10 protein-coding genes are annotated in these 20150 nt (G+C 64.9%); 5 read left to right on the top strand and 5 right to left on the bottom strand.

The window, feature by feature from the left end; genetic code table 11:
• Positions 1-53 precede the first annotated feature (53 nt).
• Entirely contained in the window at positions 54-2327 is a 2274-nt protein-coding gene (locus RTQ83_RS18895; RefSeq protein WP_312517850.1) for an FAD-dependent oxidoreductase, read from the bottom strand.
• Positions 2328-2790: 463 nt separating this feature from the next.
• Here RTQ83_RS18895 and RTQ83_RS18890 point away from each other — a divergent pair, with 463 nt between their 5' ends.
• The 5 genes from RTQ83_RS18890 (at position 2791) to RTQ83_RS18870 (ending at position 12714) form a co-directional block, all read left to right on the top strand.
• Positions 2791-5793: a TonB-dependent receptor gene (locus tag RTQ83_RS18890; RefSeq protein ID WP_312517847.1), complete on the top strand. Its 3003-nt coding sequence runs from the start codon at positions 2791-2793 to the stop codon at positions 5791-5793.
• Between the two features lie 85 nt (positions 5794-5878).
• Positions 5879-7558 carry a sodium:solute symporter family transporter gene (locus RTQ83_RS18885; protein WP_312517844.1) on the top strand — a complete coding sequence of 560 codons (1680 nt, stop codon included), beginning with the start codon at positions 5879-5881 and terminating at the stop codon, positions 7556-7558.
• A gap of 49 nt (positions 7559-7607) precedes the next feature.
• A complete protein-coding gene (locus RTQ83_RS18880; protein WP_312517840.1) occupies positions 7608-9815 on the top strand; it encodes a beta-glucosidase in 2208 nt (735 codons plus the stop codon).
• A gap of 9 nt (positions 9816-9824) precedes the next feature.
• Entirely contained in the window at positions 9825-11051 is a 1227-nt protein-coding gene (locus RTQ83_RS18875) for a helix-turn-helix transcriptional regulator (RefSeq protein WP_312517837.1), read from the top strand.
• Between the two features lie 64 nt (positions 11052-11115).
• Entirely contained in the window at positions 11116-12714 is a 1599-nt protein-coding gene (locus RTQ83_RS18870) for a GH39 family glycosyl hydrolase (protein ID WP_312517834.1), read from the top strand.
• A 187-nt stretch (positions 12715-12901) separates the two neighbouring features.
• On the opposite strand, the gene RTQ83_RS18865 is transcribed toward RTQ83_RS18870, so the two are convergent.
• The 4 genes from RTQ83_RS18865 to RTQ83_RS18850 form a co-directional block, all read right to left on the bottom strand.
• A complete protein-coding gene (locus RTQ83_RS18865; RefSeq protein ID WP_312517831.1) occupies positions 12902-13984 on the bottom strand; it encodes an SGNH/GDSL hydrolase family protein in 1083 nt (360 codons plus the stop codon).
• Between the two features lie 66 nt (positions 13985-14050).
• The gene (locus tag RTQ83_RS18860) at positions 14051-16948 is read right to left on the bottom strand and encodes a TIM-barrel domain-containing protein (RefSeq protein ID WP_312517828.1); all 2898 of its coding nucleotides are present in this window, start codon (positions 16946-16948) and stop codon (positions 14051-14053) included.
• A gap of 84 nt (positions 16949-17032) precedes the next feature.
• Positions 17033-18706 (bottom strand): DUF5597 domain-containing protein, encoded by a 1674-nt coding sequence (locus RTQ83_RS18855; RefSeq protein ID WP_312517826.1) that lies wholly within the window; start codon positions 18704-18706, stop codon positions 17033-17035.
• 25 nt (positions 18707-18731) lie between these two features.
• Positions 18732-20150, bottom strand: a 1419-nt coding sequence (locus RTQ83_RS18850; RefSeq protein WP_409456129.1) for a glycosyl hydrolase family 95 catalytic domain-containing protein, incomplete at its 5' end; no start/stop codon positions are given.

Below are 20150 nucleotides of genomic sequence, written 5' to 3'. Positions count from 1 at the left end.
ACGGGCCCGTCGTAGTTAGGCCACATGCGCCCTACGCAGTTCCGGCGCCACGGTCAGCGCCGCGCCGCCAGCGCCGCCTCGGCCTGCTCCCGCCCCTCGCGGATGTGGCGCTCGATCGAGCCGCCGGAAAAATCGTAGTCGCGCGCGGCCGTCTCGCAATCCGAGCCCTGGCGCACGATGCGGGTGATGTCGGGCGCGGCGTCGCGGTCGCCCATCAGCTGGATATAGCTCGGCCACTGGCGCACCGCCTCGGCCTGGTCCGCCGGGGTAGCGTACGACAGGATGCCTTCGACCAGCCGCCGCAGGTCGGCTACCAGCGCGATCTGGGCGCTGTCGTGGCGGATGCGCTCGGCGAACACGATCTCGTCGCGCCGGCCCAGCACTTCCATCAGGTTGGTCGGCAGCGCCTTGGCTTCCGGGTACAGGTCGACCACCACGATGCGCATGCGCGCGCTGCCGCAGTGCTGCGTCAGGAGGTCGAGCGGCGAATTGCTGACGATGCCGCCGTCCCAGTAATGGCGGCCGTCGATGGTGGTCCAGGGAAAGCCCGGCGGCAGGCTGCCGCTGGCCAGGATGTGCTCGGGCGTGAGCGTGTCGACATAGCTGTCGAACACCACCAGGCGCCCGCTTTCGACATCCACCGCGCTGACCAGCAGGCGCACCGGGCTGTTCCTGAGCGCGCCGAAGTCGACGTACTCGGCGATCAGGGCCTTGACCGGCGACGGGTCGTACAGGCTGGTCCAGGCGGTGGGCGGGCCGTCGCCGATGCCCATGCCGCTCCAGCGCGGCCTGAAAAAAGCGGGAATCCCCATCATCAAGGCTTGCCACGAGCCGAGCACGCGCCGGGTGCGCTCTTCCAGCATCTGCGGCAGCTGCAGCGACAGGCGGCGCCAGAAATCGCGCAGGGCCGGCCCGGCGCGCCCCGGATTGGACGCCACGATGGCGCCGTTGAAGGCCCCGATCGAGACCCCGGCGACGATGTCGGGACCGATGCCCGCCGCTTCCAGCGCTTCGACCACGCCGCACTCGAAGGCGCCGAGCGCGCCGCCGCCCTGCAGGAGCAGCGCGGTCTGGCTCGGGATGCGGGTCAGCGCGAAGCCGGGGTCGCGCAGGCGCTCGCGCGCCCAAGCCAGGTTGGTGCGGTAGCGGATCAGCGATTCGATGGCGCGCACCTCGGCCGCCGGGCGCCCGGTGGAAAACAGCGCGCGCGGCACGTCGCGCTCCAGGTACAGGCAGGCCCAGTCTTCCGAGCCGGGCACACCGATGCGCTGGTGACAGCGCGCCCCGTCCGGCATGCCGAGGAACTGGAAGCCCCGGTCGAACAGCTCGCACGAGAAATACGGCACTTCGTCGTAGCGCAGGCGCTGGCCCAGCATATTGCGCGCCGCCAGCCGGCCCTGCTTGAGGGCGTTGTCCCAGTGCTCGATGCGATGGCGGCGCCGGAACACCGGGTCGGCGAAACTGGCGACGTCGCCGGCGGCGTACACGTTGGGGTCGGCGCTGCGCAGGTATTCGTCGACCGCGACGCCATCGTCCTGCGCGATGCCGCTCCCTTCCAGCCAGCCGAGCTCGGGGCGCACGCCGATGCCGACCCCTACCAGCGCGCACGGCAGCTCGCGCCCGCCGGCGGTGCGCACCAGCTCCACACGCGCGCCGCCCGCGATCGCCGTCACCTGGTCGAACACCACCTCCACGCCGCGCGCGACAAAGCGTTCGCGAAAGTACTCGCTGATGCCGGGGTCGCCCAATTTCTCGAACAAGGCGCTGCGCCGCGCCACGACGGTGACCTGCAGGCCGTGCAGGACGAAGGCGGCAGCCATCTCGAGCGCGATGAAGCCGCCGCCGATCACCACCGCGCGCCCGCCCTGCCGCTTTGCCGCGTCGATCGCGGCGCGCAGTGCCAGCGCATCGGCTACGGTGCGCAGGTAGTGGACCCCGGCCAGCCGCGCGCCCGGCACGGCGAGCGGCAGCGGGCGCACGCCGGTGGCGATCAACAGGCGTTCGTAGCGCCAGGCGCCGGCATTGGTGTCGACCCGGCGCGCGGCAGTGTCGAGCGCGAGCGCGCGCACGCCGATATACAGACCGATGCCGTGGTCGCGGTAGAAGCCGGCGTCGAGCACGGCCGGCAGCGGCGGCGCCGGCCCCGGCTGCAGAAAACGGGTCGTCAAGGGTGGGCGGTGATATGGCGGCGCGGCTTCGTCGCAAATCATGACGATGCTGCCGTCCGCGCCCTCCTGGCGCAGGGTCTCGGCGGCAGTGGCCGCCGCCAGTCCACCGCCGACGAGCAGGATATCGGCATGCCGCTCACTGTGTCTGTCCGCATCCACGCGACCTCGCTCCTGGTGTCCCTGGCGACCCGTGTTGGACCAGCCGGCGCGCACTGCGTTCACGCTGCCGACAGCCTCGCGCACCCCATGCGCGTGACGTAAATGCAACAGAAATATGTGTTTCAAACGAAAATGATCGCGCTCACATTCGGTCCGATGAGGCGTCGTACCCGACGCTTCTCGACCCGTAATTCCCGCTGTTTTCAAGGGCTTATGAAATCGAATTCATCCTATGACGCCCGGTGCGAAAATCGCACGCCAAAGTAATTACCGTGCATGGCCCTGAAATAATGGTTGCGCCTAACATTTGGTGTTATATTATTTGACAGGTTGCGCGACTGCTGCCACTGAGCGTCCGGGCAACCAGATGGTGGCAGTGGTAGACAGCAGCAAAGTACATGACGCAGTAAATAAGTCAGAGCCCCGGGTACCGGGCGCTTTACAACAACGACGGAGACAACAAATGAGGCAATTCAATAGGACGGCAATCGCCGTGGGCGCTGCACACCTGTGCTGGATGTCGGCAGCGTTCGCGCAACAGGCGCCGGCGGCACCTGCGGCCACCGAAGGTCAGGTGGTCACCATCACCGGCCAGCGCGCCGCACTCAACAGCGCCCAGAAACTCAAACAGAATTCCGACGAAGTCGTCGATTCGATCGTCGCCGAAGACATCGGCAAGCTGCCCGATAAATCCATCACCGAAGTGCTGCAGCGCGTGCCGGGCGTGACCATCGACCGCACCATGTCGCGCAACGACCCCGAGCACTTCTCGGTCGAGGGTTCGGGCGTGTCGATCCGCGGCCTGACCTGGGTACGCTCGGAACTCAATGGCCGCGACTCGTTCTCGTCGACCGGTGGCCGCGCCCTGAACTTCGAAGACGTGCCGCCGGAACTGATGGCCGGCGTCGACGTCTACAAGAACCCGTCCGCCGAGCAGATCGAAGGCGGCATCTCGGGCCTGGTCAACCTGCGCACCGCGCTGCCGTTCGACATCAAGGGCCAGCGTATCTCGGGCAGCATCGAAGGTACCTATTCCGAACTGAACAAGAAGAAAGACCCGGCCGGCTCGTTCCTGTATTCGAACCGCTGGCAGACCGGTATCGGTGAATTCGGCGCCCTGGTCAACTTCGCCAAGTCGCGCAGCAACACCCGTACCGACGCCTTCCAGGTCGAACCCTACTATCCGGTGGCCGATGCCGAACCGGGCCGCACCGTGTGGCTGCCGAAGGGTGCGCAGTGGCGCACGCTGGAATACGACCGCGAACGCCAGGGCACCTATGGCGCGCTGCAGTGGAAGCTCGACAACACCCTGCGCAGCCACGTCACCTACTTCAAGTCGAAATACGACATGCAGTGGGACGAGAACGCGCTGTTCTCGGCCGAAGGCACCCCGACCAACCTGCGCGTGACGAATGGCGTTTACGATGCCAACGGCGCCTTCCTGGCCGGCACCATTACCAACCCGACCGACGGCGCGATCGAGTACGCCAACAACACCCGTACCGCGACCCGCAATTCGTCGACCACCGACATCGCCTGGAACATCGAATGGCGTCCGAACTCCGCCTGGAGCTTCACCTCGGACGTCCAGTACGTGAAAGCCAAGTCGGAAGGCTTCGACTCGACCGTGGCGCTGGGCACCCTGATGCCGTCGCTGAACCTCGACCTGCGCGGCAGCCTGCCGCAGATCATCTTCGACGCCCAGCAGGCGGCGCGCATGAGCGACCCGGCCAACTACTTCTGGGCCTTCTCGCAAGAGCACCGCGACCGCAGCGTCGCCGAGCAGAAAGCCTGGAAAGGCGACGTCAAGTACGCGTTCGACCACGACGTCCTGCGCGACGTGCGCTTCGGTGTACGCCTGACCGACCGCGAAGCCAAGACCATCAACTCCAACCCGAGCTACAACTGGGTCGGCATCTCGCAGCGCTGGATGATGCCGTGGCAGATCAACCAGCTGGCCTACCTGAGCGACCCACGCTTCCAGGCACCGACCACGGTCAACAACTTCAACAACTTTTTCAACGGCAAGGCCGATGTGCCAGGCATCGTGTTCCCGGCCCAGTCGATCGTGTCCGGCTATCCGGGCACCTACGCCCAGCTGCACGGCTTCCATGACATCCTGTGCGCCGACGCCGGCAACAGCTGCACCCCGTGGAAAGCCGCCGCCTTCGGCGAAGCCAATCCATCGGGCGACAACGAGCAGGCCGAGAAGACCCACGCCGCCTACACCCAGCTGCGCTTCGCCTTCGACGACCTGCAGTATCCGGTCGACGGCAATGTCGGCGTGCGCTACGTGAAGACCAAGTCGAAGTCGTTCGGCTACACCGTGTTCAACCCGAACTTCGTGATCCCGCCGGGCGGCACCACCGGTCTGCCGGTGCCGACCATCGCACCGTTCGCCGGCCGCCAGGACTACGAGAACAGCTACGACAACTGGCTGCCGAGCCTGAACCTGCGCATGAAGGCCAGCGACGAACTGCAGTTCCGCTTCGCCATCGGCAAGGGCATGGCGCGTCCTGACTTCGACCGCCTGCAGGCTTACACCACCCTCAGCCAGAGCGTGCAGAGCAGCACCACCGGCACCGGCGCCGACCAGGTCACCAACGTGACCTCGATCGGCCACGTCGGCGAATCGGTCGGCAATCCGATGCTGCGCCCGACCACCTCGCGCAACATCGACCTGACCGCCGAATGGTACTTCGCGCAAGCCGGCTCGCTGACCGTCGGCCTGTTCGACAAGCGCCTGAAAGACATCATCATCAACCAGAACGCTGCGTATCAGCTGACTGACGTGAACGGTAATGTAATCGATTTCAGTGTGGCGACCCCGGTCAACGGCGCACGCGGCACCGCGCGCGGCCTGGAAGTGGCTTACCAGCAGTACTTCGACAAGCTGCCGGGCTGGCTGTCGGGCTTCGGCGTGCAGGCCAACTACACCCACGTGAAGAGCAAGCGCGACCTGTACAACCCGGTCTACTCGCCATACTGCTCGAACCAGTCGGGCGCGGCCAACATCAACCTGAACATCAACGGTTGCGATACCGATGGCCGCACCTTCGGCGACCTGCCGCTGCAATACCTGTCGCGTAACTCGTACAACTTCGCCCTGCTGTACGACAAGGGACCGTGGTCGGCGCGCCTGGCCTACAGCTGGCGTTCGAAGAGCCTGATCGGTAACAACAACAACGGTACCAACGGCACCAACGGCGTCGACACCAATCCGGACAGCCCGACCTTCGGCCAGAACGTGATCGCCTGGGGTCTGCCGATCTGGGCCGACGACTACGGTCAGCTCGACGGTGGCGTGAGCTACAAGTTCAACGAAAACTTCCGGCTTGACTTGCAGGCAATTAACTTGACTGATGCCAAGTACAAGCAGATCATGACCCACCACATCGGCGACAAGGGCCGAGCGTGGTTCGTGAGCGGCCCGCGCTACAGTGTCCGTCTGGGCATGACCTTCTAAGCGTTGGCTCCGGCGCCGGCTACTCTCCCGCTGTTGAACCCGGGGGAGTAGCCGGCGCGTTTTCGTTTCTCCAGGATCGTCATTCATGCAGAACACGGCTTTCTCGTCGCTCGACACCTTCGTTTTCTTCGTCTACTTCGTCATCGTGGCCGGCTACGGCTACTGGGTCTACAAGCGCAAGCAGCGCTCCACCTCCGCCTCGCACGACTACTTCCTGGCCGAAGGCTCGCTCACCTGGTGGGCCATCGGCGCCTCGATGATCGCGTCCAACATATCGGCCGAACAGTTCATCGGCATGAGCGGCTCCGGCTTCAAGATGGGCATGGCGATCGCCGTGTATGAGCTGATGGCCGCCTTCACCCTGATCCTGGTGGCGGTGTTCTTCATGCCGGTGTACCGCAAGAACCGCATCTACACCATGCCGCAGTTCCTCGAGCAGCGCTACAGCGGCAGCGTCTCGACCATCATGGCGATCTTCTGGCTGTCGCTGTACGTGGTGGTCAACCTGACCGCGATCCTGTACCTCGGCGCGCTGGCGATTTCGTCGATCGCCGGCATCGACGTCTGGGCCTGCATGCTGTTCCTGGCCGTGTTCGCGGCAGTGATCACGCTGGGCGGCATGAAGGTGATCGGCTACACCGACGTGATCCAGGTGTTCTGCCTGGTGGCGGGCGGCCTCGTGACCACCTGGCTGGCGCTGGACCTGGTGGCCGCGCACAACGGCGGCGGTGGCGTGGCGGGCGGGTTCAACCACCTGCTGGGCGTGGCACCGGGCCACTTCGACATGGTGTTCGCACGCGACAATCCGAACTACCTCGACCTGCCCGGGCTGTCGATCCTGATCGGCGGCATGCTGATCGTGAACCTGAACTACTGGGGCTGCAACCAGTACATCATCCAGCGCGCGCTGGGCGCCGACCTGCATACGGCGCGCAAGGGCATCCTGTTCGCCGCGTTTCTGAAAATGCTGATGCCGGTGATCGTGGTGCTGCCGGGGATCGCGGCCTTCGTGCTGCACCAGCAGGGCGCGCTGGGCGCGGCCATGGGACTGGGCAGCGAGGTCAATCCGGACCGCGCCTATCCGGTGCTTTTGACGCTGCTGCCATCAGGCCTGAAAGGCATCGCCTTTGCCGCCCTGACCGCGGCGGTGGTCGCATCGCTGGCCGGCAAGGCCAACTCGATCGCCACCATCTATACCTTCGACATCCACAAGAAGCACTTCAACAAGGACGTGTCCGAGCAGCGCATGGTCTGGATCGGCCGCGTCACGGTGGTGGTGGCGATGCTGCTGGCGGTCTTGATCGCGCCTTACATGGGCATCGACAAGAAAGGCGGCTTCCAGTACATCCAGGAATACACCGGCTTCGTGTCCCCGGGCATCCTGGCCATGTTCCTGATGGGCTTCTTCTGGAAACCGACCACCGCCGCGGCAGCGATGTTCGCCACCATCGGCGGCTTCGTCGGCTCGATCATCCTCAAGGTGCTGCCGGCGATGATGGATTTGTCGTTCCTGGCGCCGATCGGGTTCGCGGTACCGAATGCGGCCGGCATTTACGAAATCCCGTTCCTGGACCGCATGCTGATCGTGTTCATCGCGGTCATCATCGGCATGGTCGTGATCAGCAAGCTGTTCCCGAAAAAAGCCGCCGAGGAAGGCAAGCGCGTCGAAGTCGACGCCCGCATGTTCAAGGTGCAGCCGGGCTTCGCGCTCGGCGCGGCCATCATCTGTATCGGACTGGTGGCGATCTACGCGGTGTGGTGGTAAACGACCGCGCGCGATAGTAAACAATAAATCACAACAAGGAGACCGAAGTATGAAGAAAGCGTTGAAGACCACGCGTTTGACCGTTGCTCTTGCTGCCGCATTTGCGGTGCAGTTCGCACACGCCGCCACTCCCGCTGCCCCGCTTGACGCGGCCCAGCAACGCGCCGCCAAGCTGGTGAGCCAGATGACGATCGACGAGAAAATCAGCATGGTCTTCGGCTACTTCGGCACCGAGTTCCAGGGCAAGCAGCCGCCGAAAGGCGCGCTGGTGCAGTCGGCCGGTTACCTGAACGGCATCGAACGCCTGAACATCACGCCGCAATGGCTGACCGACGCCGGCATCGGCGTGGCCTCGCAGCCGGGCAAGCAGACGCGCGAGCGCACCTCGCTGCCGGCCGGTATCGCCACCGCCGCCACCTGGAACCCGGAACTGGCCTTCAAGGGCGCGGCCATGATCGGCAAGGAAGCGCGCCTGTCCGGCTTCAACGTCATGCTGGGCGGTAGCGTCAACCTGGCGCGCGAGCCGCGCAACGGCCGCAACTTCGAATACACCGGCGAAGACCCGCTGCTGGCCGGGATCATGGCCGGCGAGCAGATTCGCGGCGTGCAGTCGAACAACGTGATCTCGACCCTCAAGCACTATGCCTACAACGACCAGGAGACCGGCCGCAGCTTCCTGAACGTCAAGATCAAGGACCCGGCCGGCCGCATGTCCGACCTGCTGGCGTTCCAGATCGCGATCGAACGCGGCAACCCGGGCTCGGTCATGTGCTCGTACAACCGCGTCAACGGCCCGTATGGCTGCGAACACGATCACCTGCTCAACAAAGTGCTGAAAGGCGACTGGGGCTTCAAGGGCTATGTGATGTCCGACTGGGGCGCGACCCACTCCACCATCCCGGCCGCACTGGCGGGCCTGGACCAGCAGTCCGGCTACCCGTTCGACAAGTCGCCCTACTTCGACGGCGCCCTGAAGGAAGCGGTGCAGAACGGCCACGTGCCCGAGGCGCGCCTGGACGACATGGCCAAGCGCGTGCTGTGGGCGATGGCCGCGCACGGCGTGCTGGATAACCCGGTCAAGGTGCAGGACAGCCAGATCGACTACGAGGCGCACGGCAAGATCTCGCAGCTTGACGCCGAGGAAGGCATCGTGCTGCTGAAGAACCAGAACAACGTGCTGCCGCTCGCAGCGGGCTTGCAGCGCATCGCCATCATCGGCGGCCATGCCAACAAGGGCGTGCTGTCGGGCGGCGGCTCGGCCCAGGTCTATCCGCGCGGCGGCATGGCGGTGCCGAACGAAGGACCGGAAGCGTGGCCGGGCCCGATGGTCTACCTGCCAGGCTCGCCGATGAAGGCGCTGGCCGCGCGCAGCAAGGCCAGGTTCACCTGGCACGACGGCAAGGATGCTGCCGCTGCTGCGAAAGTGGCGGCAGACGCCGACGTGGTGCTGGTATTTGCCACCCAGTGGACCTCGGAAGCGGCCGATGTGCCGACGCTGTCGCTGCCGAACAACCAGGATGCGCTGATCGCGGCCGTGGCCAAAGCCAACCCGCGCACGGTGGTGGTGCTGCAGACCGGCACCCCGGTCACCATGCCATGGGTGAACGAGGTCGCCGGCGTGGTCGAAGCCTGGTACCCGGGGACCAACGGCGCCGAGGCGATCGCACGCGTCTTGAGCGGCGAAGTCGATGCGTCGGGCCGCCTGCCGCAGACCTTCCCGATGTCCGAGAACCAGCTGGCGCGTCCGAAACTCGACGGCCTCGGCCTGCCGAAGGAAGCGCGCTTCGACGTCGACTACGACATCGATGGTGCCGCCGTGGGCTACAAGTGGTTCGACCTGAAAGGCCACAAGCCGCTGTTCGCGTTCGGCCACGGCCTGTCGTACACCAGCTTTACCTACACCAACCTCAAGGCGCAAGCAGCCGACGGCAGCATCCGCGTCACCTTCGACACCGCCAACAGCGGCCAGCGCGCCGGCAAGGCCGTTCCACAGGTGTACGTGTCGAAAGTGGGCAGCGGCTGGGAAGCGCCGAAGCGCCTGGGCGGCTGGGACAAGCTGGCCCTGAACAGCGGCGAGCGCCGCGCCAGCACGGTGACGATCGACCCGCGCACGCTGGCCGTGTTCGACGGCGCCAGCAACCGCTGGAAGATCGCCGCCGGCGACTACAAGGTGATCCTGGCCACGGCGGCCGATGCGCCTGTGCAGACGGTGACGGTGCGCCTGCCGGCGCGCGAGTTCGCCGCCGGAGCGCGTTAAGAGTCCGTCATGGCGTCGTTCCAGCGCAAGGCGCTCATCGCCTTCCTGATCCTGCTTGCGCTCAGCCTGGTGCTGGGCGCGGCCGGCTACCGGCGCAGCTTCCTGGAAGCGGCGCTGGTGCCGACGCCGGATCAGCAGGCGCCGTGGCGCATCCAGCCCGGCGCCGATGCCTCGCCCGGCGGGCGTTCCGAGACGCGCATGCTGGACGACGGGCGGCGCCTGCGCGTGCAGCTGCACGTCGCCGGTACTGCCTCGACTCCCTACGCCGAAGCCAACCTGTTCTTCGTGGACCGCGCCGGCAAGCCGGTGCATGCCGACCTGTCGCGCTATTCCTCGGTGTCGTTCGTCGCCACCTGCGCGCCAGGCAATACGCTGTCGCTGGTGGCGCCGACCTTCGAGCCGACGGTCTCGCGCCGCGGCGACCTGCTGACCTACCGCGCGCCGACCGCCTTTTTCGCCTGCAGCGAGCACGGCACCCGGGTCGATCTCGACCTGACGCGGCTGGAAACGCCACAGTGGTGGTTCGCCATGTTCGGGCTCGACCTGGCATGGCGCGAATACCGCCTGGACCAGGTGCCCAAGCTGGCGATCGGCAGCAGTTTCCAGAGTCCGCGCGACACCGACCTGCTGGTCGACATCAGCGGCCTGGCGCTGCACGGACGCGACCTGCGCTGGATTGTTGTCCCGGGCAGCGTGCTGCTGCTGGCCTGGGCCGGCTTCGGATTCTGGTTCTTCCGCCGCCACGCGGCCGAACTCACACGTGACGTGCAGGACCGCCTGCAAAAGGATTTGCCGATCGTGGCCTATCAACAGCTGTCATTACAACCCCACCGCGACCGCGAGAAAGCGACCATCCTGCGCGTGATCGCCACCCGCTATGCCGACGCCGAACTCGATCTCGAGAGTGTGGTGAACGAAACGGGCGTCAACCGCAACAAGGTCAACGAGATCCTCAAGGCCGAACTGGGCTTCACCTTCAGTGGTTACCTGAACAAGCTGCGATTGACCGAGGCGGCGCGGCTGCTGGCCGACAAGGGTTCGGCCACCGTGTCCGAGATCGCCTATTCGGTCGGCTACAACAACGTTTCCTACTTCAACAAGCTGTTCAAGGAGGAGTACGGGTGCACGCCGAAGGCGTTTCGCGGCGCGCTCGGCGCCACCGACGAGGTGGCACCAGCTAGCACCAGCGTCACGAAAACTTCAACTATCCGCATGGAGCAGCAGTTGCAGCCTTGATTGCTAGCCGCGCGCGCGTGGTAATCCTATCCTGACGCTTCGCTTTCCATCACGAGAGAAGAAGATGAACCAGGAGACAAATCAAGCACCACGCGCCGCCGGCGCCGCGATCAAGTCCGCCGTACTGGCCGCGATCCTCGCGCTGCCGATGGCTGCCAGCGCCCAGCAGCGCGTCATCGACGTCGACGTTAAACAAGTCCAGGGCAAGCTTGACCGCATGTTCAACCTGTCGGTCGGCGCCGGCCGCGCCAACGAAGGCCTGCGCGCCGACTGGCAGCAGCAGCTGGCCGAAATCAAGCGCGACGCCGGCTTTCGCTACATCCGCTTCCACGGCCTCCTGACCGACGACATGGGCGTGTTCAAGATCGACGCCCAGGGCAAGGAACAGTACAACTTCCAGTACATCGATTCCCTGTTCGACTATTTGCTGAGCATCGGCATCAAGCCCTTCGTGGAGCTGGGCTTCATGCCGTCGGCCATGGCCAGCGGCACCAAGACCATCTTCTGGTGGAAAGGGAACGTCACTCCGCCGCGCGACTATGACCAGTGGGGACGTCTGATCACGGCGCTCACCAGGCACTGGACCGAGCGTTACGGCAAGCAGGAAGTCGCAAGCTGGTATTTCGAAGTCTGGAACGAGCCGAATCTGGACGGCTTCTGGGCCGGCACCCAGGACGAATACTTCAAGCTGTACGCCCACGCGGCGCGCGCCATCAAGGGCGTCGATGCGTCCTACCGTGTCGGCGGCCCCGCCACCGCCGGCGCGGCCTGGATCCCCGAAATGATCGCGTTCGCCGACAAGAACAAGGTGCCGCTCGACTTCGTCAGCACCCACTCGTACGGCGTCGGCCAGGGCTTCCTGGACGAATTCGGCACCCACGGCACGGTCCTGAACAAGGACGACATGGCGGTCGCCGGCGACGTGCTCAAGAACCGCAAGGAGATCGGCGCCTCCGCCATGCCGAAGCTCGAGCTGCACTACACCGAGTGGAGTTCGTCGTACACGCCGGCCGACCCGACCCACGACAGCTATCACCAGGCCGCCTACATCCTCAAGAAGCTCAAGCAAAGCAGCGGCGCGGTACAGTCGATGTCGTACTGGGTGTTCACCGACATCTTCGAGGAACCGGGTCCGCGCTTCGAAGCCTTCCATGGCGGCTTTGGCCTGATGAACACGCAGGGGATCAAGAAGCCGGGCTACTTCGCTTACCAGTTCATGAACCAGCTGGGCGCGACGGAGCTGAAGAATGCCGACAAGGAATCGTATGCGACGCTCGACGATCGCGGCGGCGCCCAGGTGCTGCTGTGGGATTACACGCATACGCTTCCGGAGAAGACCAACAACCAGCAGTTCTTCATCAAGGACCTGCCGCCGAAGTCCAAGGGCTCGGCCCAGGTGACGCTGCGTGGCTTGAAACCGGGGGCGTACACGATGACGCTGTCACAGGTCGGGTACAAGCAGAACGATGCCTTCACGGCGTATATCGGCATGGGGTCGCCCAAGCAGCTGACGCGGGCCCAGGTGACGACGCTGAAGGCGCAGGCGACCGGCAAGCCGTCGCAGCAGAAGACGGTGCAGGTCGGCAGCGACGGCAAGTTCAGTACTGCACTGCCGATGCGGGAGAATGATGTCTATCTGCTGCAGCTGAACGCCGCGAAATAGATAGCTTCAGTGACCTACGTCGGCCTAAAGACCGTCATCCCCGCGCAGGCGGGGACCCAAGTTTGCTCGCACAGCCACTAACTCTTGTTCAAGCGGCTGCGCAACCAACTTGGGTTCCCGCCTGCGCGGGAATGACGGATCATGGGGAGGTGGTCGGAGCAAGCGTGCCGGGTCTACACGCTGATGATCACCACCCCATCTTGTGGCGGATAAAGGCCGTCAGCTTCTCCGCGTTCGCCTGATGATGCTTGACGCGCGGATGCTGCCCATAGCCGGTGAACGGGAAGAAGATCGTGTCGATCCGTTTATCGCCTTTCTGCGCCAGGTTGTTCACCGCCGTCCGGATGTAGCCCGGCCACGCCGATCCTTCGCGCGTCGCCTCCATGCTTCCCAGCGCGCACACGATGTACGCCTTCGGATACAGCGCCCGGATCCTGGCCACGAACGCCTGGTACGCCGCGATCCGCTGCGCCTCGTTCGGCTCCGGCTGCAGCTTGTGATCGCGCCCGATCAGCCAGAAGTCGTTCTGCATCAGGTTGATCACCACCACGTCCGGTGTCCAGCGCTTGAAATCCCACTTGCTGTCGTTGTCGCCAACCGCGTTCGACTGGTCGTAAAAATCCGGCATGGTGAAAGGGAACCAGCTGATCATCACACCGATCCCGCTCTGCGAGGTGATGTGCGCCTCGGCCTTCAAGGCGCGCGCCGTGATCGACGCATACGACATATAGCTGTTCTTGTCCTTGGCCAGGTCGTCGCGGCCGTCGTCGGGCGCTTCGTTGCCCATGCCGCTGGTGATCGAGTCGCCGAAGAACTCGATCCGGCGGGACGGCCGCGCCGGCGGCGGCAGCAGTTCGGCCTTGTCGTCCAGCTCCAGGCCCTTGAACACGGTCGGCCCTTCCGCGCCTTCGGTGCGCTTGAAGATGCGGAACGTATGCTCGCCCGGCGTCAGGCCATTGGCCACCACGTAGGTCTTGCTGCCCTTGTCCGCCTGCAGGATGATCGGCCGCTCGGTCTCGCCATCCAGGAACACGTTGTAGAAATTCTGCCCGCGCTCGTCGTCGAGCACGATCGCCAGCGAGGTGCCGGTGAAGCGGCCGTCGATCGTGGTGCCGGCGAAGCTCAGCACAGGCCCGCGCGTGTCGCTGGTGTCGATGCGCCCGGTGTACTGCAGGTGCTTGTGATCCGGCGCGATGGCGTTGACCGCCAGCGCCGGCGCCAGATGCAGCAGGCCGGCCAGCGCCAGGCCGAATGCGAATGATGTTTTCATGGAAGCCCTCAAATGGAAAAAGCCGGACGCACACGCCGCCCGGCTTGCAGCTGGCAACAGCGGCGATTACAGCTTGATCGTCACCGGCTTGCCTTCGTAGGTGACCGACTTGTCCGACGCGTCCATGTCGTTGGCGGTCGACATGCCCGGCTTGATCAGGCGCACCTTGAACTGGCGCTTCTCGACCATGCCCTTGTACTGGCCGGCGCGCGCGCCGATCTGCACGGTGCCGCTCTTGTCGTCGTAGGCGATCGGGATGCGGCTCGCTTCGCCGCGGGTGTAGGCGTTGCTGACGCCGTCATCCTCGTACAGCGTGGCCAGGCCATTGGCGCCGGCGTAGACGAAGACGGTGATCGGCGCGTCTGGCTTCTCGTCCACATACTGCGTCACCGGGCCGGTGGTCACGACCGAACCGGCTTTCACGAACACCGGCATACGATCGCGCGGCGCGTCGATCTTGCGGGTAGCGCCGCCCTTGTGGCGCTCACCGGTGTAGAAGTCGTACCAGTCGGCGCCGGCCGGCAGATACACCTGGCGCGAACGGGCCTTGTACTCGTGCACCGGCGCCACCAGGAACGACGGACCGAACATGTACTGGTCCTTGACGTTCTTGGCCTTCTCGTCGTTCGGGAAGTCCATCACCAGGCCGCGCATCATGGTGCCGTTGTGGTAGTGGGTGTCCGACGCCATGGTGTAAATATACGGCATCAGGCGGTAGCGCAGCTTCAGGTACCAGACCATGTTGTCGCGCATCGCGTCGTCGCCGGCCGAGATGTTGTACAGCTCGCGCTTGACGACTTCGCCGTGCGAACGGAACAGCGGCGTGAAGGCGCCGAACTGCCACCAGCGGTGGTTCAGCTCACGCCATTCTTCCATGTCTTCCGGCTTGGCGGCGGCGTTGCCGACGTTGCGGTTTTCCTGGGCCGAGCCGACGTCGCCGCTCTGGAAGCGCACTTCCTGGGCGTAGCCGCCGATATCGTGGGTCCAGTTCGGGATGCCCGACATCGACATATTGGTGCCCGACGCGATCTGGTCGTACAGATTGTTCCAGCGGCCGACCGTGTCGCCGCTCCACACCGCCACGGCGTTCCTCTGGATGCCGGCGAAGCCCGAACGCGACAGGATGAACTGGCGCGTGTCCGGCTGGTCGCGCTTGAGGCCATCGTACATGGCGCCGGTGCTCACCAGGCTGTATGGGTTGAAGGTGATCTCGCCGGCGCCGTAGACGGTCGGTCCGATCAGTTCCTTGAAGTCTTCCAGGCGGCTGTTGGACAGCACGTCAGGCTCGGTGTTGTCCATCCACCAGGCGTCGAAGCCCAGGTCGACCAGTTTGGTCTTGAGCTGGCGATAATAGATGTCGCGCGCTTCCTTGGTGTACGGATCGTAGTGGCTGTTCAGGTAACCCTTGCCGACCCAGTCGCGCGAGCCATTCTCGACGTTCTTGGTCCACATGTAGCCGTGCTTCTCGAACTCCTTGTAGTTGTCGGTATTGGCGTAGAACTTGCCCCACACTGACAGCATGATGCGCGCGTTCATCTTGTGGACCTGGTCGACCATGCTCTTCGGATCCGGGAAGCGGGTCTTGTCGAAGTCGTGCGAACCCCAGCCGTCTTCCGGCCAGTAGAACCAGTCCTGCACGATGTTATCCAGCGGCCAGCCGCGCTTGCGGTATTCCTTGACCGTGTCGAGCAGCTGGTTCTGGTCCACGTAACGCTGGCGCGACTGCCAGAAGCCGTAGGCCCACTTCGGCATCATCGGCTGGGCGCCGGTCAGGTGGCGGTAGCCGCCGATGACGTTGTCCATGCTGTCGGCGCTGATCACGTAGTAGTTGATCGCTTCGGCGATCTCGGACGACATGGTCAGCGAGTGGCGCTCGGCGCTTGGCAAAGGGTTGTTGTGGGTGATCGCCACCATGCCGCCCGACGGCTTCCATTCCAGGTGCAGCTTGACCGGCTTGTTGGCCGCGAACTTCACTTCGAAGTTGTGGTACCACGGGTTCCAGCCCATGCGCCACACATCCATCACTTCCTTGCCGTCCACCGTCAGCATGGCGTAGTCCGACGAATACAGCTGCATCTTGTGCACGCCGGCGTGCGGGCTGCTCATGGTGCCTTCCCACACCACGCGCACGTCCTTGAGTTCCTTGACCGGCTTGAGTTCTTTCGGCCAATTCTCGTCGACGTCCTTCAGGTATTGGTAGTCGATGTCCTTTTCCTGGCGCGTCAGCGCCAGCTTGCCGTCGATGTAGTACCTGGCGGTCAGGCCGGCGCTCTTGCCGTCGACACCGCGCAGGGTGAGGTCGCGCGACATGTGGTCGTACGGGGTGGCGTCGCCGAAGCGCGAGATCGCGTTGTTGTCCCACAGGACGCCGTAGTTCTTGTCCGAGACCACGAACGGCACCGCGGCGATCATGTTGTGCTGCTGGAGCAGCACGTCTTCGCCGTTGTAGTTCATCTGGTTGTTCTGGTGCTGGCCCAGGCCGTAATAAGCGTCGCGGGTGCCGTGGTTGAAGCCCTGCTTGATCGCGAAGAACGGCTTGCCGCCGACCGTCACCGGCTTCATCGACTCGGATGCCTGCTGCAGGAAGCGCTTGCCGGCCGCATCGAAGAAGGCGACCTGGCCGTCCTTGAGCGACACGGTGGCGGCGATCTTGCCGGCCTTGAGCTGCACGCTGTCGGCGCCCGGCGTCACGGTGAACGTGCACTTGTCGGCGCACGGCGTGGCCACCGTCATCAGGGACGGCGTCAGGCTTTTGCCTTCGGCATTGAGCTTGACCACCTGGATGATGTTATCGCTCATCAGGTTCAGGCGCACCACCTTGGCCGCGCCCGTGTCGGGCTTGACCTCGATGCCGGTGCCGGTCTGTTGGAAGGTGCCGGCATAAGCTGCATTGCCTGCGGCGAGGAACAGCATGGCGGCTGCTACCTGTTTCGCTCCCTGGGTCTGTGCCAGTTTAATTCGCATTTGTCGATCTCCTGTTGTCATGCCCGCGCGACGCCGGCTGGCGACTGCGGACTTTTCGTTACCTGCTTGTTGTAATCCTGCTGCTTATTCCTTGTACGTCCCGAGCTTCACCTTGAGCACCGTCGGCGTCGCCGGCAGGTTCAGGCCATAGTCGGTCTGGTCGCCATTCCAGTTGCGCTCCATGATCCATTTGCCGCTGGCGTCGAAGCGGCCCTCTTCCACCCGTGCCAGCATCGACGGCTTGCCGTCGTTGGCCCCAATGCCCGACAGTTTGACGCGTGCCTGCTGGCCGACGATCACGAATTCGTTGGCGCCGATCTGGGCGAATGCCACGCCGCCGCTCGGCTGCTCGGTGCCGGACTGGTACTCGTTCTTGTCCTTCAGGTACTGGCGCTCGCCGAACTGGAATTCGCGGAACGTCACGGTCGCCTTCCAGCCGTTCATGTTGACGGTCTGCGCGGCGCGGTCGTCGCCCTCGGCCACGCCGTGGGTACGGCCCTCAAATGCCCACTGCGCCCACTGGCGCCCGATCGGCGCGAACACGCCGAAGACTTTCGCGAACGGTTCCACCATGCGCTTGTCGGTGAACTTCGAGCCGAGCGGATAGTTGCTGTACTCGGCGTAATCGAGGCCGAACGGCGCCACGCCCAGCGCGCCCATGCCGAAGGCCTGGTACACGTAGCGCGCGTAGCCCGGCGCATTGCCCATCTCGGGGATCATCAGCGGATTGTCGGCGCGCTTGAACGACTTCAAGATCGCCGTGACCTTGTTTGACTCCGGCATATAAATGTCCGGCGCGGCGAAGTCGATGTGCGGGGCTGCCGCCTTATAGATGTCGAGTACGTCGTAGGTAGGGCCGCCGCTGGCGAAGTTGCCCTTCCATGGCTCGGCCGGTTTGCCGTCGAGCGATGGCTCGCGCAGCGCGTTGTTGACGAACATCGGCAGGTCGTACACGGCGCGGCCAGCCTTGGCGATCGATTCGATATAGCTGGCGATCGCCCACGAATGGAAGTACTGCTCGGCGTAGTCGCCATACACCTGGGTCCAGGTGCCGCTCGACGCTTTCTTCGGTTTCTGGCGCGCGGTCACGGCAGCCGGCACCGGCGCGTTAAATGCAGCCTGAGCGCGCGCGCCGTAGTCACGTGCGAAGCCGTAGGTGCCGACTTCGTTCTCGACCTGCACCAGGATCACGGTGCGGTGATTCGCGTCGATGCGCTTGATGTGCTCCATCATCTTGACGAAGGCATTGCGGTCGGCCGCCAGCGTCTGCTCGCCGAACGGCGAATGGCTGTAGACGTTCTTGCCGTCCTTGTCCTTCATGCGCGGGAAGCGCCCGTTGTCGAACTTGACCCATTCCGGCAGGTACCCGGGACCGGTGTTCTTCCAGGTGCCGAACCAGACGATCACCAGGCGGATGTCGTTCTCGCGCGCCTCCTTGACCAGGGTGTCGAGGAAGGAGAAATCGAACTTGCCTTCCTGCGGCTCGATCTGTTCCCACGCGATCGGCATCTCGAGCGTGTTGGCATGCGCGTCCTTCAGCGCCTGCCACACTTTCGGCAGCGCCGCCGGATAGTTGCTCGAGTTGTGGGCCTGGCCGGCCAGCATCACGAACGGCGCGCCGTCGACCATCAGGGCATGGCGGCCGTCCTTGGTGACGAGCTTGGGCAGCTCGGGCGCGGCCAGCGCGCTGCCCGCGCTCAAGGCGAGGTACAGCGGGATGGCGTACTTGAGGCGGCGGGCGATCTGGTTCAGGGTCATGCGGGTCGTCTCCTTGTGTTGTCTTTTATTTGAACTGCGCGGCAGTCACGCTGCGGTGCTGGTCTTGTTTCAGGTCGGCGTCGATCACCTTGGCGCCATAGCGCACTTTGGCGATACCGCCGCCAGACAATGGACGCACGGTGGCGTTCACCAGTCGCCCATCGCGCCATGCAATGTCGACGATGTAGCCGCCGCGTGCGCGCAGCCCCTTCACGGAACCGCTAGGCCACGATGTGGGCAGCGCCGGCAGAAGGTGGATCTCGCCGGCCTGCGACTGCAGCAGCATCTCCGCAATCGCCGCGGTGGCGCCGAAGTTGCCGTCGATCTGGAACGGCGGATGCGCATCGAGCATGTTCGGGTAGGTGCCGCCGGCGTTGTTATGCTCCGAGAAGATGCCGGCCTGCTCGGAGGCGCGCGCGCCCGGCGCCGCCAGCACGCCGCGCAGCATGCGATACGCCCGGTCGCCATCGTGCAGCCGTGCCCAGAACGCCATCTTCCAGGCCATCGACCAGCCGGTGCCGGCGTCGCCGCGCGCCTCCAGCGTGCGCCGTGCGGCGCGCGCCAGCTCCGGCGTCTGCACGGGACCGATCTGGCGGCCCGGGAACAGCGCGAACAGGTGCGACACGTGACGGTGCGTATCCTGCGGCGTGTCCAGCACCGGATCCTTCTTCTCTTCCAGCCACTCGAGCAGCTGGCCCCAGCTGCCGATGCGCGGGCCGGCCAGGCGGTCGCGCATGTCGGTCAGGGTGGCGCGCAGTTCGGGATCGACGTTCAGGATGCCGGCCGCTTCCACCGTGTTGTTGAACAGGTCCCACACGATCTGCTGGTCGTAGGCGACACCGTCTTCCACCGGGCCGTGCTCCGGCGACCAGCCCTGCGGCGCCACCAGGCGCCCATCGGGCAGCTGCTTCAGGTAGTCCTGCCAGAACGCGCTGGTCTCCTTCATCATCGGATAAGCGACGTCGCGCAGGAAGGCCTGGTCGCGCGTGAAGGCGTAGTGTTCCCAGAAGTGCTGGGCGTACCAGGCGTTGCCGGTCTTGTTCCACAGGTAGCCCATGGCGCCGAACGGATTCGACTCGGTGCGCAGGGTCCAGCCGCGCACCGGCTGGCCATCCTTGCGCTTGAATTCGAGCGCGGTGTCGCGCCGCCACACCGGCGCCACGCCGCCCACGAAGTCGAAGAACGGCGTTGCCAGCTCGCTCAGGTTCGTGACTTCGGCCGGCCAGTAGTTCATCTGGATGTTGATGTTGGTGTGGTAGTCCGAGTTCCACGGCGGCGCATAGCTATTGTTCCACAAGCCCTGCAGGTTGGCCGGCAGCGAACCTCTGGAACTGGAAACCAGCAGGTAGCGGCCGTACTGGAAGTACTGCGCTTCGAGTTCCGGGTCGCCGCCCGGCTTCGTATAGGCCAGCAGGCGCGCATTGGTCGGCAGCGTACGGCGCGC

It is taken from the genome of Massilia sp. (genome assembly GCF_031995545.1).
Lineage (GTDB): Bacteria > Pseudomonadota > Gammaproteobacteria > Burkholderiales > Burkholderiaceae_D > Telluria.
The sequence above is the reverse complement of the archived record's forward strand: the minus strand, read 5'-3'. Positions and strand labels throughout refer to the sequence as shown.